Annotated in this window: 14 protein-coding genes; 8 read left to right on the top strand and 6 right to left on the bottom strand. The window is 42.7% G+C overall.

Features of this window, described 5'->3' with window-relative positions:
- Positions 1 to 22 precede the first annotated feature (22 nt).
- The 7 genes from HKX39_RS07155 to HKX39_RS07125 all read left to right on the top strand — a co-directional run bounded on the left by HKX39_RS07155 (position 23) and on the right by HKX39_RS07125 (position 7,163).
- On the top strand, positions 23 to 973 hold the full coding sequence (locus HKX39_RS07155) for a ribose-phosphate pyrophosphokinase (RefSeq protein WP_171680648.1): 951 nt from the start codon (positions 23 to 25) through the stop codon (positions 971 to 973).
- A 126-nt stretch (positions 974 to 1,099) separates the two neighbouring features.
- A complete protein-coding gene (locus tag HKX39_RS07150) occupies positions 1,100 to 1,699 on the top strand; it encodes a 50S ribosomal protein L25/general stress protein Ctc (RefSeq protein WP_171680647.1) in 600 nt (199 codons plus the stop codon).
- Between the two features lie 92 nt (positions 1,700 to 1,791).
- Positions 1,792 to 2,397 (top strand): aminoacyl-tRNA hydrolase, encoded by a 606-nt coding sequence (gene pth / locus HKX39_RS07145; protein ID WP_171680646.1) that lies wholly within the window; start codon positions 1,792 to 1,794, stop codon positions 2,395 to 2,397.
- On the top strand, positions 2,394 to 3,143 hold the full coding sequence (locus HKX39_RS07140; protein ID WP_171680645.1) for a CPBP family glutamic-type intramembrane protease: 750 nt from the start codon (positions 2,394 to 2,396) through the stop codon (positions 3,141 to 3,143). Before pth ends, HKX39_RS07140 begins: the two co-directional genes overlap by 4 nt.
- A 31-nt stretch (positions 3,144 to 3,174) precedes the next feature.
- Positions 3,175 to 4,266: a redox-regulated ATPase YchF gene (gene ychF, locus HKX39_RS07135; RefSeq protein WP_171680644.1), complete on the top strand. Its 1,092-nt coding sequence runs from the start codon at positions 3,175 to 3,177 to the stop codon at positions 4,264 to 4,266.
- 62 nt (positions 4,267 to 4,328) lie between these two features.
- The gene (locus tag HKX39_RS07130) at positions 4,329 to 6,806 is read left to right on the top strand and encodes an AsmA family protein (RefSeq protein WP_171680643.1); all 2,478 of its coding nucleotides are present in this window, start codon (positions 4,329 to 4,331) and stop codon (positions 6,804 to 6,806) included.
- Between the two features lie 9 nt (positions 6,807 to 6,815).
- Positions 6,816 to 7,163 (top strand): MOSC N-terminal beta barrel domain-containing protein, encoded by a 348-nt coding sequence (locus HKX39_RS07125; RefSeq protein ID WP_171680642.1) that lies wholly within the window; start codon positions 6,816 to 6,818, stop codon positions 7,161 to 7,163.
- 71 nt (positions 7,164 to 7,234) lie between these two features.
- Here HKX39_RS07125 and HKX39_RS07120 read toward each other — a convergent pair whose 3' ends face one another.
- The 3 genes from HKX39_RS07120 to rsmD all read right to left on the bottom strand — a co-directional run bounded on the left by HKX39_RS07120 (position 7,235) and on the right by rsmD (position 8,697).
- Positions 7,235 to 7,489, bottom strand: a complete 255-nt coding sequence (locus HKX39_RS07120) for a YfhL family 4Fe-4S dicluster ferredoxin (protein WP_171680641.1) — start codon at positions 7,487 to 7,489, stop codon at positions 7,235 to 7,237.
- 2 nt (positions 7,490 to 7,491) lie between these two features.
- Complete coding sequence (coaD, locus tag HKX39_RS07115) at positions 7,492 to 7,998, bottom strand: pantetheine-phosphate adenylyltransferase (protein WP_171680640.1); 507 nt, start codon at positions 7,996 to 7,998, stop codon at positions 7,492 to 7,494.
- A gap of 96 nt (positions 7,999 to 8,094) precedes the next feature.
- Positions 8,095 to 8,697, bottom strand: coding sequence for a 16S rRNA (guanine(966)-N(2))-methyltransferase RsmD (gene rsmD / locus HKX39_RS07110; RefSeq protein WP_171680716.1), 603 nt, complete (start codon positions 8,695 to 8,697; stop codon positions 8,095 to 8,097).
- Positions 8,698 to 8,824: 127 nt separating this feature from the next.
- Between rsmD and ftsY the strand changes: the two genes are divergently transcribed.
- Positions 8,825 to 10,339, top strand: a complete 1,515-nt coding sequence (ftsY, locus tag HKX39_RS07105) for a signal recognition particle-docking protein FtsY (protein WP_171680639.1) — start codon at positions 8,825 to 8,827, stop codon at positions 10,337 to 10,339.
- Here the strand turns inward: ftsY and HKX39_RS07100 are convergent, their stop codons facing one another.
- From HKX39_RS07100 to glpD, 3 genes are all read right to left on the bottom strand, one after another.
- Entirely contained in the window at positions 10,340 to 11,071 is a 732-nt protein-coding gene (locus HKX39_RS07100) for a DUF3108 domain-containing protein (RefSeq protein ID WP_171680638.1), read from the bottom strand. It abuts the gene before it with no gap.
- A 111-nt stretch (positions 11,072 to 11,182) separates the two neighbouring features.
- Positions 11,183 to 12,796: a CYTH and CHAD domain-containing protein gene (locus tag HKX39_RS07095; protein ID WP_171680637.1), complete on the bottom strand. Its 1,614-nt coding sequence runs from the start codon at positions 12,794 to 12,796 to the stop codon at positions 11,183 to 11,185.
- Between the two features lie 5 nt (positions 12,797 to 12,801).
- On the bottom strand, positions 12,802 to 14,307 hold the full coding sequence (glpD, locus tag HKX39_RS07090; protein WP_171680636.1) for a glycerol-3-phosphate dehydrogenase: 1,506 nt from the start codon (positions 14,305 to 14,307) through the stop codon (positions 12,802 to 12,804).
- Between the last annotated feature and the right edge of the window lie 33 nt (positions 14,308 to 14,340).

Genomic DNA, 14,340 nt, shown 5'->3' with positions numbered 1-14,340 from the left:
AACCTCACCTCCCTCTACTATCATGTCCGACAAAAATTTCATGATTTTCACAGGCACAGCAAATCCTAGACTGGCCGTAGACGTAGCAAATCACTTAGATATGTCATTAGGTAAAATGACCGTTGGACGCTTCTCCGATGGAGAGGTGATGGTAGAAATTCTTGAAAATGTCCGTGGTCGTGACGTATTTGTATTGCAGCCAACTTGCGCACCTACTAACGACAACCTCATGGAAATTATGGTAATGGTTGATGCATTGCGTCGTGCTTCAGCAGGTACGATTACGGCAGCGATTCCTTATTTTGGCTATGCTCGTCAAGACCGTCGTCCGCGCTCAGCGCGTGTAGCGATTACAGCAAAAGTAGTGGCAAATATGCTGCAGTCCGCTGGTGTGGATCGTGTGCTTACCATGGACTTACATGCAGACCAAATTCAAGGTTTCTTTGATATTCCTGTAGATAATATTTATGCAAGTCCTGTGCTATTAGCAGATATTGCACGTCGTCAGTTTGAGGATTTAGTGGTTGTTTCTCCTGATATCGGTGGCGTAGTTCGTGCACGTGCTTTAGCTAAGCAACTAGAAACAGACTTGGCGATTATCGACAAACGTCGTCCACGTGCCAATGTATCTGAGGTGATGAATATTATTGGTGAAATTGAGGGACGCACCTGCTTAATTATGGACGATATGGTCGATACTGCAGGTACCTTGGCTAAAGCAGCTGCAGCACTCAAAGAGCGTGGTGCAAAAGCAGTTTACGCCTATTGTACACACCCTGTTTTATCAGGTCCTGCGATTGAGCGTATCAGCGAATCAGCAATTGATGAGTTAGTGGTAACTGACACCATTCCATTAAGTGAAGCAGGTAAAGCGTGTGGTAAGATTCGTCAATTATCAACCGCAGCTTTATTAGGTGAGACGATTCTTCGTATCTCCACTGCAGAATCTGTTAGCTCAATGTTTGCAGAATAAGGTATAATGTTTTTTTGAGGTTGTTACTGGTCGCGGTGACAACCTTTTCCATTGCCTTGAATGATTTTATTTGAGGCGTTTTTCAATAGCGTACGTCGTACGTTTTTTATTAAATCGGAGTCATCCATGAAATTTACAGCAACTTCACGTAGCGTACAGGGATCGAGTGCGAGCCGCCGCCTGCGCCGTGCTGGTCGTTTACCAGGTATCGTTTACGGTGGTAAAGGCGAGCCATTAAGCATCGAACTAGACCACAATGAAATCTATCACGCCGTTCTTAAAGAAGAATTCCACGCGTCTGTGCTAGAAATGAATTTAGACGGTAAAGTTGAAACAGTATTATTACGTGCTGTTCAATGGCATGCATATAAGCCACAAGTATTACACATCGACTTCCAACGCGTTGATGCTAAACAGAAATTACACACTAAAGTGCCTTTACACTTTGTCGGTGCAGAAGAGTCTCCAGCGGTTAAATTACACAGCAACAATGTGGCTCACGTAGCGACAGAGGTTGAAGTATCTTGCTTGCCTAAAGACTTACCACAGTTTATCGAAGTAGATTTATCTAAACTAGAAGACGGTGGTGTTGTTCACTTAAGCAATATTAAAGCGCCTAAGGGTGTTGAATTCATCGTTCACGGTGAAGATCCTGTTATCGCTTCTGGTATTTCTCCAAAAGGTGCAGCAACAACTGCAGCTGAGGGTGAAGCAGCCGCTGAGTAATTCTTTATAGAATTAGTATATTCAGTGCATTTTTGCCACTTAACCCCCGTCCCAATTGGTGTCGGGGGTTTTGTTCATATAGGAATTTATAAATGTCTGATACCAACATTCGTTTAATAGTGGGGTTGGGAAATCCTGGGGCGCAGTATGAGGCTACGCGCCATAATGTCGGCTTTTGGTTGGCGGATCAATTGGCGGGTGATTATAAAACCTCGTTCACCGTCGAACCTAGTTTTTTTGGTTTGGTCGCCAAGTTTAAAACGATAGATGGTAATGTATATCTTCTTAAACCCTCTACTTATATGAATCGTTCTGGGCAGGCTGTCCGTGCATTAGCGCAGTTTTATAAAATTGCTGTCGAAGAGATTCTTGTATTACATGATGAATTAGACTTGCCCCCCGGTCAAATGAAATTAAAGAAAGGTGGTGGGCATGCTGGTCATAATGGCCTTCGAGATATTCAGGCACAAATGGGGAGCCCCGATTTTTGGCGTTTGCGAATAGGGGTGGGACATCCTCGTACTTTAGGGCTTAATCAGCAAGTGGCAGATTATGTATTACATATGCCCCGAAAAGAAGATATGCCTTTGATAGAGAGTGGCTTAAGTAGATGCCGTGTGAGTGTTGCTGCCTTATTGAAAGGGGATAAAAATCTTGCGTCTCGTGCGTTGGCCGAGCCTAAGGATGGTGATAAGTGAATACATTGATATTTAAGCAGGATTTAAAAAATTTTTGGATATTTATTCAATCGCCAACGCTAGGTAGTCGTTTTCCAGGAAGACGTGGTGATGGTTGGTGGAGTGATTTTAAGATTCATACGCCTTGGGGCTTAATATTCAAGTGGCTCTTTTTCCTGTGGGGGATGAGTATTTTTATTTTGGCACCGATTGTCCTTGGGGTGTCAGACTTATTGGGGGCGACAAATCGCTTACATGATATTGATATTTCTCGCTTGGTGTTGTTGGCGGCCGTTTGGGCGCCATTGGTTGAAGAGTTATTGTTTAGATTTGCCTTGCGTCGCCCTAGATTAGCCCTACTTTATGTGCCGATTCTGACCTATGTGCTTTATACAAAGGCAGGGCTGTTTAATATCATTGTGGTTGTGTTATTATTAGCCTTATTTGTCATCTTGGATTTATATCGTCTGACGACTGACCGATATGCGTTGCCGTTTAAATGGCGCCGTTTATATTGCCGTTTTTTTCCTGTGATATTTCATGGTTCTGTATTGGTTTTTGCCAGTATGCATTTAATGAATTATGAGTTTCCGGGAGGGGCGGCTTCTTTATTGTTACCATTGCTGATTTTACCGCAATGGTTGACAGGTCTAGTCATCGCATGGATGCGAGTACGAGATGGTTTTGCTTGTGCAGTAGTGATGCACGCGTTATTTAATGGATTACCTGTTGTGCTATTGGCTTTATTGAGTGATTTGGCTAAGTAGCATGCATTTATTTTAGTACTGAAGGATTATTATGGCTTTACAATGTGGTATCGTGGGTTTGCCGAACGTAGGTAAATCTACTCTTTTTAATGCGTTAACAAAGGCTGGAATTGCGGCAGAAAATTATCCGTTCTGTACGATTGAGCCTAATGTAGGGATTGTTGAGGTACCGGATTTACGTTTAAATCAATTAGCGGCCATTGTGAAACCAGAGCGTATCCTCCCTGCAACGGTAGAATTTGTGGATATTGCGGGTTTGGTCGCAGGCGCTTCAAAAGGCGAAGGCTTGGGTAATCAATTCCTAGCTAATATTCGTGAGACTGATGCAGTCGTACATGTGGTGCGTTGTTTTGAAGACTCAAACGTAGTGCACGTGGCAGGCAAAGTTGATCCAATAAATGATATTGAAGTGATTAATACGGAGTTAGCTTTAGCCGACTTAGCGACAGCAGAAAAAGCTTTATTAAAATCACAAAAAGTGGCACGTGCAGGTGATAAAGACGCACAGAAACTAACAGCAGCGCTAGAAAAAATTATTCCCGTCTTAAATGAGGCGAAAGCCATTCGTTCTTTAGCATTAGATGAGGAAGAATTAGCCGTGTTAAAACCTTATGGTTTTATTACGGCGAAACCTGCCATGTATGTTGCTAATGTAAAAGAAGATGGTTTTGAAAATAACCCTCATTTGGACGCAGTACAAAAATATGCCGCTTCTGAAAATGCACCTGTGGTTGCCGTTTGTGCGGCTATTGAGGCAGAAATCGCTGATTTAGAGGATGCGGACAAAGAAATGTTCCTTGCGGATATGGGTATGGAGGAGCCGGGCTTAAATCGTGTGATTCGTGCAGGATTTAAGTTACTAGGTCTACAGACGTATTTCACTGCAGGTGTCAAAGAGGTGCGTGCGTGGACAATTCGTATTGGCGATACAGCACCAAAGGCGGCAGGGGTGATTCACTCGGATTTTGAGCGAGGGTTTATTCGTGCACAGACAATTGCTTTTGACGATTTTATTCAGTACAAGGGTGAGCAGGGAGCTAAAGAAGCAGGTAAAATGCGCGCCGAAGGTAAGGAATATATCGTTAAAGATGGCGATGTTTTAAACTTCTTATTTAATGTGTAAGAAGCGCATATCGTTGCTTTAGGTGTACTTTTCGTACCCCTATTTTTAGGCGAACTCAAAAGATGAAAAAATGGTTTAAGCGATTCGTCATTAGTGCCGTTGTTTTGTTGATTGCGGCATTTATCGGTGTAGCGGTTTTTATTTTAAATATTGATCCTTCAGCCTATAAGAATCGACTGGCGGCCATGGTTAAGGCTCAGTATGATCGTGAGTTAGTTGTTGATGGTGATATTGAGCTTTCCCTATTTCCTCGAATAGGTCTGACGGTCAATAATATTTCTTTATCTGAGCCAGGCAGCAAAGAGATTTTTGCCAAGGTTGATACCGTTAGAATGGCAGTAGCCTTATGGCCGTTGATGTCTAATCGTTTTTTAGTGGATCACTTGGCCATTGACGGGTTTGTGGCACATATTATTCGTGGTGCAGGGGGGCGATATAACTTTGAGGATTTAATTCGTCATTCATTACCTAAAAATACGGTGTCTAAAGACACACTAGAGAATACAAACACACAAATAGCGGCAGAGTCGTTACAGCAACGTCTAGAAAAGACGGATTTTAAAGTGGATATTGCTGGTCTCACCTTGAACAAAGGCTTATTGGGATATCACGATACAGAAAAGTCATCGTTTGCTTATCTTAAGGATATGACGGTACGGACGGGTCGTATCACCGAAGGACAGCCCTTTGATTTAAGCTTATCGGGCAAGCTAGGTGATGCAAATGAAAAGCTTGATGCTCAGCTTAATGTCAATGGTTTGATGCTCTTAAAACCTTTAGAAAATACGTACTCTTTTAATCGTTTAAATGCCGCTTTAACAGGTAAGTGGAATCAGCTTGTATTAGAAGAAGCGAATATTACGGGGGAATTATCTATTAATACCGTATTAAATGCTTTAACCGCAAGTCAATTAGAGGTCAGTGTCAAGGGGGCAGGCGATGAGCAATCGAGTATCCGTGACCTTCAAGCAAGTCTTACAGCACCCAATGTGAGTTATAGTGTGGGTGATTTGCGTCTGAGTATGGATAACCTGAGCTTCGAGTCAACGCTCAATCGTAAAGATAAGCAAACACTTAACGTGACGTTCGAGGCACCAGCATTAGATATTTCGCCTAATCAAGCAGGAGGAGAGCCTGTCAAGGGTGAGTTATCCTTAAAAACAGCGACACAACAAGTACAAGTAGGTTTTTCTTTAGATAAAATTTCTGGGACAGCCAGCGCCTTAAAAGTGGCTGATGTCGGTTTACTAGGGCATTATCAGATTGCTAATGATAAAGCCTTAACCCTCACTTTGAATTCTCCGAGTGAAATTCGTATTTTCCAGCAAAGCATGGAGTTTCCGAAGTTGGTGGGTGAACTCGTTTTAAATGAGAAAGAACAATATGAACAGAAAATTCCATTAAATGGTTATGCTGTATCTCTAATGGATGAACAAAGTACAGACTTTTTCTTAACAGCGAATTTACCACTTGGGGATATTGATATTAAGGGGCAAGTACAAAATATCTTCCATCCTAAAGTCAATTTTGATGTTAAAGGAGATCGATTGGACTTAAGAGCATTTTTAAATGATCTTAAAGTGCCGCTCAGTGGTCTAAGAAAAGCTTCCCCAGAGGAGAATAAGGTAGCGCAGCCAGTATCTCAAGTAGCGGGCGATACAAGCAAAGTGGAGACAGTAGCGGTTAAAGCAGAAAAAGCACAGGCTGGCGAAGAGGGTAAATCAGCAAAGCCTAAAGAACCCCAACAAACATTGACGTTAAAGCAAGAGCTGCTATCTCGATTGAGTGGTACGGGGACGTTTAACTTTAATCAAGTGTTTTATGATGGCTTAGTATTGGACAATTTGGGTGCGACCTTATTATTTGATCATAGTGATGTACAAGTTCGCTCTGTGCGCGCCCAAGCTTACGGTGGAGAGTTATACGCTAACGGATCCTATGCGTTAAATCAGCATGAGCTAAAAGGGGATATTAGTCTAAATAATATTCAGTTAGATAGCTTACTGACAAGCCTAGGTAGACCTGAAGTGATGAGTGGTAGTGCTGATGCCAAGATTGTATTTTCTTCTCAAGGTGAGACTGAACAAGCCTTAGTAAAAGCATTACAGGCCGATATTCAGCTTTCTGCCAAACAAGGTCAGATAAAAGGCTTAGATTTAGAGAGTATTTTACGTCATCCAGAAGAATATGCTAATCCTTGGGATATGAGTGCCAGACTAGATACGGGTGGTGATGCGTATACGGCTTTTACGCAACTTAAAGCAGAAGCGACCTTAGCGAATGAGCAAGTAAGTTTTGAACAGCTAGCGTTTGTTACGCCGACGTTGAGTATTACAGCCAAACCAAAACAAGCAGACTATCATTTTGGTACAAAATATCTCTATTTACCAGCGATATTGAAAGCTAAAAAAGGGTTGACAGTAAAAAGAGCTGGCATCACCGTTCAGGTAAAAAGTGTTGAATTGCCTATTTTGATTCAAGGCAATCAAGCAACACTCGATGCTAAGTTACAGTTAGAACCATTATTAGAGTCAAAATAAGGGAAGAAAATGAGCTACACCCCTATTATGCACTGTGGTGCCGTTGCGAATCGAGAGCAGGATAATAATTATCAAAATCGCTGGTTTCTTATCGATACGAATAAACAAAGTATACCGTCGGATACACCTAAATTATCGGATATACAAGTGGAGATTAAATTTGGGTATTTAGCTATCCGTGCACCAGAAATGCTTCGCTTGGATATTGCGATGGATGTGATTGAAGATGATGAAGGTGCCTTTGAGCAGGTGATGTGTGAGGGTCAAGAGTGCCGTGCCGTGAGTGAGGGTGATTTAGCTGCACAATGGTTTAGCGTTTATCTTGGGCAAGAGATTCGTTTGATGAAAAAAGTTTAAATGTGAAGCTTGCTTATGCGTATAGCTGAGGCTAAAAACGTTGTATTAAGCGTATTAACCTCAGTCTTACATTACGCTTTTTTGCTTTGCAATTCGCGGAATTTTGCCATGAGTTGATCAGGCGTTTCTTTCCACTCCGGATGAGGATCTATGCAATCGACCGGGCAGACGACCATACATTGTGGCTCGTCGTGATGTCCTACACATTCCGTACATTTTTCTGGGTCGATAATATAAATCTCGGGTCCCATATAAATCGCATCGTTAGGGCATTGCGGTTCACATACATCGCAATTGATGCATTCCTCATTAATGGTAAGTGCCATAGTTATGCCTTATTGCTTTCTTGTTGTTTACGAGCAGCGACTTTTTCGATTAACCAACGTTCAACCGAAGGGAACACAAACTTGCTCACATCGCCCCCAAGTAAGGCAATTTCACGGACAAAAGTACCTGAGATAAATTGATATTGATCAGAGGGTGTCATAAAGAGCGTTTCAACATCAGGGAGTTGATAACGATTCATCCCCGCCATTTGGAACTCATATTCAAAGTCTGAAACCGCACGTAGCCCACGAATAATAACGCGAGCATTTTCTTGGCGCACAAAATCTTTGAGCAATCCGTCAAAAGTTTTAATAACAACGTTTGGATAGTGCCCAAGTACTTCATTGGCAATGTCTAAACGCTCTTGTAGGGTGAAGAATGGGTTTTTACCACGGCTAGCAGCCACACCTACTACGACTTGATCAAAAATGCCAGAAGCGCGACGAACTAAGTCTTCGTGACCACGGGTAATTGGATCGAATGTACCAGGATAAACAGCGGTTAACATCAATGCTCTCTTTTAAAGTGGGTCAGTGCTTTTAAAATCACCGACAATAACATAATTAAAGAAATATTATAATGCTTTCGTCCAGAATAGGAAGAGTCAAACATCACTTATATGCTCAAATAGATGAAAAAAAACCATTCCTGCTTTGGATTCTCGGATTAATTCAAACGGTGAATCTAAAGTTTGCGTTTGTTCTGATTCAATATAAACGAGCCCACCGGGTTTAACGATAGCCCCTAAAAAGGGTTTGACTTGTGTGAGCAAGTCAGTATTAAACGGAGGGTCTAACATAATCAAATCAAAACGAGAGGCATCCATTCGGCTTAATACCTTTATCGCATCATGACTGTGAATACGGACTTGTGGTAGATTAAGTTTATCTCTTGTCTCGCGTAAGTTTTGGAGTGCTTTGGGATGAGACTCTACCATCTGTACATGCTGAACCCCACGAGAAGCTGCCTCAAAACCTAATGCACCTGACCCAGCAAACAAATCCAGTACGGATTTGTCTTGGTAATTGCCTTGCCATAGATGATGAACCCAGTTAAAAAGTGTTTCGCGTACACGGTCAGGGGTAGGGCGTAAACCCGGCACATCGGCAACGGGAATTTGCATACGCTTTAAGTTGCCACCAATAATCCGGATTTTTTGAGGAGAGGTGGCTTTTTTGGGAGATAAGGAGGGTGTTGTTTTCTTCATGGCTAAATTATACGTTGTCTCCATCTAAAAAGGCTAGAAAACCATATAAATATGGGTACAATATAGGCACTCTTAAGGTATGGTGCGAACTATATCAAAACTTATGGATAGACGATAGAAGAAGATTATGTTTAGTTTTTTTAAGCGTTGGCGTTCGGGCAATAAGGATAAAGAACAATCAACAGAACAACTGTCTGAGAATTCAGCGGTAGAAGCTACAGAGGGACAAGAGACTGTTGCAGATAAGCAAGAAGACGTTGTCGCCGCAGAGGCGGTATTGGAGGTTGTTCCCGAACCCGTTGAAATTCCTGCGCCAACGTTAATTCCCGAACCAGTGGTTGCAACAACGACGAATTTAGCGGAGTTACCGGAGCCTGATGTTGATGGAAAAATCCGTATCAAAGTGACCTTAAATGATGTGGCACCTGCCATTTCTGATGAGGAGTTAGAAGCAGCGGCTTTGGCAGAAATTCCTGAAGATAGTCCTTTGCGCTATCAGCCAGTTGATGAGGAGGCTTTGCCAGAAGAGACCTTTGAGGATGATCATCTTGATCAGCAAGAGGATATTCTTGATTGTAAAACGGACTGTGCATGGGAGGAGAATACAGCGCAAACGGCTGAAGAAAAATCCATGGACGATATTCCTGCGACAACAGTTGCACAGGTGCTAGAGGTAGAAGAGGGACAGGAGATTGTTCATAGTGCAACGCCAGCACCAGAAAAGGCCTCTTGGTTTAGTCGTCTGAAATCAGGGTTAGCACGCACGGGCTCAAGTATTAGCTCTCTATTTGTGGGGGTTAAAGTCGATGAGGATCTATTTGAAGAGTTAGAAACGGCTTTGATTATGGCAGACTCTGGCGTCGAAGCCACGCAATCCTTATTAACAAAGCTACGTGCAAGGGTTAAAAAAGAGCGCATTGAAGATGCTTCAGAGGTGAAAAAAGCGTTACATCAATTATTAACAGAGCATTTGCAAGTGCTAGAGAAACGTTTTGTATTAGATCAAGACAAGACGAATGTAGTGATGATTGCGGGTGTGAATGGTGCGGGTAAAACCACGTCTATTGGTAAATTGGCTTATCATTTTCAAGAAAGTGGGGCAAGCGTATTGTTGGCTGCTGGGGATACTTTCCGTGCAGCAGCACGTGAGCAATTAATGGCATGGGGTGCTCGTAATAATGTACAAGTTATTTCTCAAGACGGTGGCGATCCTGCCGCGGTAGCTTTTGATGCAGTCAATGCAGGGCGTGCGCGTAAAACCAATGTAGTGATGGTAGATACGGCGGGTCGTTTGCCGACACAAACCCACCTTATGGAAGAGTTGAAAAAAATTCGTCGAGTTATTGCTAAAGCGGATAATAGCGCACCACATGAGGTATTGCTGGTGATTGACGGGAATACGGGTCAAAATGCCTTGGCACAAATTCGAGCTTTTGATGCGGTGTTAGGGCTAACGGGTTTGGTAGTGACCAAGCTAGATGGCACAGCTAAAGGGGGGACACTAGCGGCCGTGGCTGCAGGTAGTCAAGGGGTGCGCCCCATTCCAGTCTATTGGATTGGCGTCGGAGAGTCCCTGCACGACCTACAGCCGTTTGTGGCAAGTGAGTTTGCGGCAGCTTTACTAGGCGATGACGAAAAATAATCAGGGACTAACCTTGTAATTCATCGCCGTTAACGTCGCTGTGGCTTTGGCTAAAGCACTCTCACGGTGTTCAATTTTAACCAGCATATAATCAAGGCTTGGTGCGACATAAAAACGTGTTTGACGAGATTTATTGTCACGTACGCGTTCTACAATTAAAGCTTCAACATCACCGAGACCTGTTTTGACTGTTGCTTGACCAACGACAGCATAGGTATGCTGTCGCTCATTACCTTTATAAATTAAGGGATAGGTAAAGCGCTTTTTGCCCGCCATCAAATCGCATCGTGCTTCAAAGAAAAAGCTTAATGGATCATAGAGAGTGGTTTTGGCTAATGTAAACTGTTTGTTTTCAGTCCCATTTTTTGTATAGTTAGCCTGTTTTTGAGCCCAGTTAAAGCGAATATTTTCTTTAACATTAGACTTAATCGCAGGTCTAGCATCGTTTGAATAGGAATTAGGTGTCACAGCACATTGTTTCATTGAGAAATGTGCTTTTTGTGTAATATCTAAAAGGGCGTGTTCAGCAGAAAAGGTAGCGTCATAAGTATTTTGATGTCGGGTGACATTGAGCTTACCTTGACTATTGCCCATATCGCCGTTGTAGCCAATAGCAAAGGTGGCATCAATAAAGTCAATGTTTTGGGCATATGTCGTCGGCAATAAGGCGGTAAAACCGAACAAACTTGTCAGCAAAGGGTGATAGGAATTTTTTAAAGAAAAGTTCAACATCAACAATCCTTGTCTTAAATATTAAAAACAGCTGAGATCATCATAACACTTGAGATTGTGTAGAATTCTTCAGTGTGTTTCACTAATGCAAGGATTTGTTAATTATGTTTTTTAAAAGTCAATTTTATGAGGTAAGGCTTTTAATGTGGTATCTGCATCTTGTTTAAGACGTTTTAATTGAGCTGATAGCCAGCCGACAGCAAACCATGCTTCTGGGTGTGTAGGGGTGAGCTTGCTAAAATACTCAAGTGCAGAAGCATAATCATTTAATTCACCAAAGGTTTCTTGGGCTTTAGCCAGACGTTTGATGTAGTTATTGAGGTTCGCTTGAGGCTCTAGTGCTTCATAGACATTCAGACCGTAACGCATACGTTTAATTTTCTTACGGACATCATGGTAGGCTTCGATATCGTTTTTATCATTGTATCTCCAATGCCTCACGATACTTTTATTCCAGTTGTTTAAGCGCTTTTCTAGTGTTTTGCGTAAGTTGTGAGGTGCTACACTTGGAATAAGAGGAATAATATTTAACTCATCTACTAAGGTGGTGGATGCTGTGATGTCAATAGCATCATCATTTATTGCTGTGTCATCTTCATCTTTTGCATCGATGGGGTCTTGGCTTGGTGCCGTGGTTGTCCATGCGAGAAGTTGTACAAGGAACGCTTGGAACTCTGGTAAACGAGCGATTTCTGTCGCACTTTTTCCTTGGTAATGATCGACAGTAATGACTGGCATACCCGCTTTTTGTAAATGTGGCAAGATAGTCGCCAACATCACATCGGTATCGCGAGTTGCCCCAAATTCGGCTAAGAATTGTTTGAGTTTTGCTTGTAGTGTATCCTCTGGTAAATGGGCATTTTTAGCGAATAATTTCCAGTTGGATACCAGTCTGCGCATACCTACACGTAACTGATGAACATGTTCTGCTTTGGCAATGGTTGAGATACCATCGGTATCTACTTCAGCTAGATAAGCAGCGTTTAAAGAAATTTGTTCGATACATTCTTCGGTGAGGCGACAGAGCGCTTGTGTCGCTGAAAGATTTTTATCTAGTGAGTAGGCCTGTGCTTTACGTTCGTTCCATAAGCGAGTGATTTCTTGTAGCTCAACGGCTTCTTTATGAGCTTCATCAGCCGAGTTAATTTTGGTAATGATATTGGCTAAGGCATCTCCTCGATGTGCTTTTGAGCGCACATCAAGGATAAGTTGGTAGTCATTGAGCCAACGCATGCCTAAGTCAAAAATAGCCTCTACATTGCCTGAGACCAGTTCGAATTCGACTTCATGAATAGGTAGTTCTAAATGCCCAGCACGAACCACACCCGTATCATAAGCAATCTCGACCGTACCTTTGCGAGTACGCTGTTTCTTCAATAAACGGACGATGTCTGTTTCATAACGTAGCTCAAGGGGTTTACTGAGTTTTGTTAGCAAAGGTTCCGCAGCGGTACCTGCATATAAACTTAAATCAAGAATAGGTCCTGGACGATGATGATTGAGCTCAAGACGACTTAAACTATTTGCTCCCGCCATTTTTAAAGTTTGAATCCAATCTTCACCCTCTTGGCGTAAACGGATAGCCGCTTTGGCTTTAGCGAGTTGGCGGTCAGCCGTATCAAAATACATGGCACGTAAAGTGATGCTTTCAGCATTGGCTAAAGCAGAGCTAATCTTTTGGCGACTTTTACGTGGTACGTGTAGTTTGAGCTCTTGTTCAGACATAAGACTTAGACCTTTTGTTTCAGATAGTTGTCGAGTGCGGCAGTTTGTTCTGTATTAAAGAGTAAACCTAGACGAGTACGGCGCCAGAGGATATCTTCTGCCGTACATGCCCACTCTTGTTCGACGAGCCAATTTACCTCAGAGGCATATAGATGATGTCCAAAATCTATGCCCATTTCGGATAGGTTTCCTGATAGGAATGAATGAGCAAGATTGCCGTAGGCTTTGGCATAACGCATGGCTAAAGCAGGTGTTAGCCACGTGTATTGTTGTTGTAATTGATTGGCAAAATGCTCAGCAGAAACGATATCGCCGCCGGGAAGTTTCTCTGTGGCTGTCCATGCTTTGGGTTTGCCCGTAAACGGAGCGAGTTTTTCGAGGGCATGCTCAGCGAGACGACGATAGGTGGTGATTTTGCCGCCATAAATGGATAATAGCGGAGGTTGGCTTTGATTATTACCACCACTTAAATCGAATACATAATCACGAGTGACAGCAGAGGCTGACCCTGTGCTGTCATTATAAAGTGGGCGCACGCCAGACCACGCAGAGAGTACATCTTTGCGGGTTAAAGGTTTAGCAAAATACTCATTAATCAGTTGAAGTAAATAACTGATTTCATCTTCACTAATGGCGACATCGGCAGGGTTGCCTTGATAGTCCACGTCCGTAGTACCAATCATGGCAAAATGCTCTCGATAAGGTGTTGCAAAGACAATGCGATTATCTTTGTTTTGCAGAATATAGGCGTGGTCACCAGGATAAAATTTAGGGACGACGATATGACTACCTTTAACTAGGCGCAGCTTATTTGCAGTTTGCTCTGGACGAATAAGTTTATCAAGTTGAGCCACCCAAGGTCCTGCCGCATTAATAAGGATATTCGCTTTAACTTCTAAACGTTCCCCATTAGCTTGGTCAATGATGACTGTCCATTGTCGATTATCATGGCTGATTTGAGAAGCCTTGCTACGCGTTAGGATAGTGGCTCCATGCTTGCGCGCACTTTTGGCATTAAGAATAACTAAACGGGAGTCATCGACTTGGCAGTCTGAATAGATGAATCCTTTTGTATAGTGGTCTTTTAATGCTTGCCCGTAATGATTGTCACGATTAAGTGCAATGCTCTCAGAGCCTGGCAGGCGTGCGGAGCGTTTTGCTAAATGGTCATAGAGAAAGAGACCACAACGAATCATCCATGCTGGACGTAAATGTGGCTCATGAGGTAAAACAAAACGTAAGGGCTGTACTAAATGAGGGGCAATATCAAGCAGTACTTCTCGTTCAGATAAAGCTTCGCGGACTAGTCTAAATTCATAGTGTTCAAGATAACGTAATCCACCATGAATAAGCTTACTGCTGGCAGAGGAAGTAGCACTTGCTAGGTCATTTTGCTCACAAACGAGGACTTTTAGACCGCGGCCAGCCGCATCACGAGCGATACCTACGCCGTTAATACCGCCACCAATAATACAAATATCGTATTGGTGCTGAGAAGACTGAGAAGACATATAAATACAGCTATAAAAGAGGTTAAAATCTTT

Origin of the sequence: Pelistega suis, assembly GCF_013133795.1 — a bacterium.
GTDB lineage: Bacteria > Pseudomonadota > Gammaproteobacteria > Burkholderiales > Burkholderiaceae_B > Taylorella > Taylorella suis.
Note: the sequence above shows the minus strand (reverse complement) of the source record. Positions and strands in the feature narration are given on the sequence as shown.

Excerpts from the sequence above, each read along its gene's own strand:
- HKX39_RS07100 (WP_171680638.1), bottom strand. The coding sequence starts at position 11,071 with ATGTTGAACTTTTCTTTAAAAAATTCCTATCACCCTTTGCTGACAAGT.
- ftsY (WP_171680639.1), top strand. The coding sequence starts at position 8,825 with ATGTTTAGTTTTTTTAAGCGTTGGCGTTCGGGCAATAAGGATAAAGAA.
- HKX39_RS07130 (WP_171680643.1), top strand. The coding sequence starts at position 4,329 with ATGAAAAAATGGTTTAAGCGATTCGTCATTAGTGCCGTTGTTTTGTTG.
- pth (WP_171680646.1), top strand. The coding sequence starts at position 1,792 with ATGTCTGATACCAACATTCGTTTAATAGTGGGGTTGGGAAATCCTGGG.
- glpD (WP_171680636.1), bottom strand. The coding sequence starts at position 14,307 with ATGTCTTCTCAGTCTTCTCAGCACCAATACGATATTTGTATTATTGGT.
- HKX39_RS07095 (WP_171680637.1), bottom strand. The coding sequence starts at position 12,796 with ATGTCTGAACAAGAGCTCAAACTACACGTACCACGTAAAAGTCGCCAA.
- HKX39_RS07150 (WP_171680647.1), top strand. The coding sequence starts at position 1,100 with ATGAAATTTACAGCAACTTCACGTAGCGTACAGGGATCGAGTGCGAGC.
- rsmD (WP_171680716.1), bottom strand. The coding sequence starts at position 8,697 with ATGAAGAAAACAACACCCTCCTTATCTCCCAAAAAAGCCACCTCTCCT.
- HKX39_RS07155 (WP_171680648.1), top strand. The coding sequence starts at position 23 with ATGTCCGACAAAAATTTCATGATTTTCACAGGCACAGCAAATCCTAGA.
- coaD (WP_171680640.1), bottom strand. The coding sequence starts at position 7,998 with ATGTTAACCGCTGTTTATCCTGGTACATTCGATCCAATTACCCGTGGT.
- ychF (WP_171680644.1), top strand. The coding sequence starts at position 3,175 with ATGGCTTTACAATGTGGTATCGTGGGTTTGCCGAACGTAGGTAAATCT.
- HKX39_RS07120 (WP_171680641.1), bottom strand. The coding sequence starts at position 7,489 with ATGGCACTTACCATTAATGAGGAATGCATCAATTGCGATGTATGTGAA.
- HKX39_RS07125 (WP_171680642.1), top strand. The coding sequence starts at position 6,816 with ATGAGCTACACCCCTATTATGCACTGTGGTGCCGTTGCGAATCGAGAG.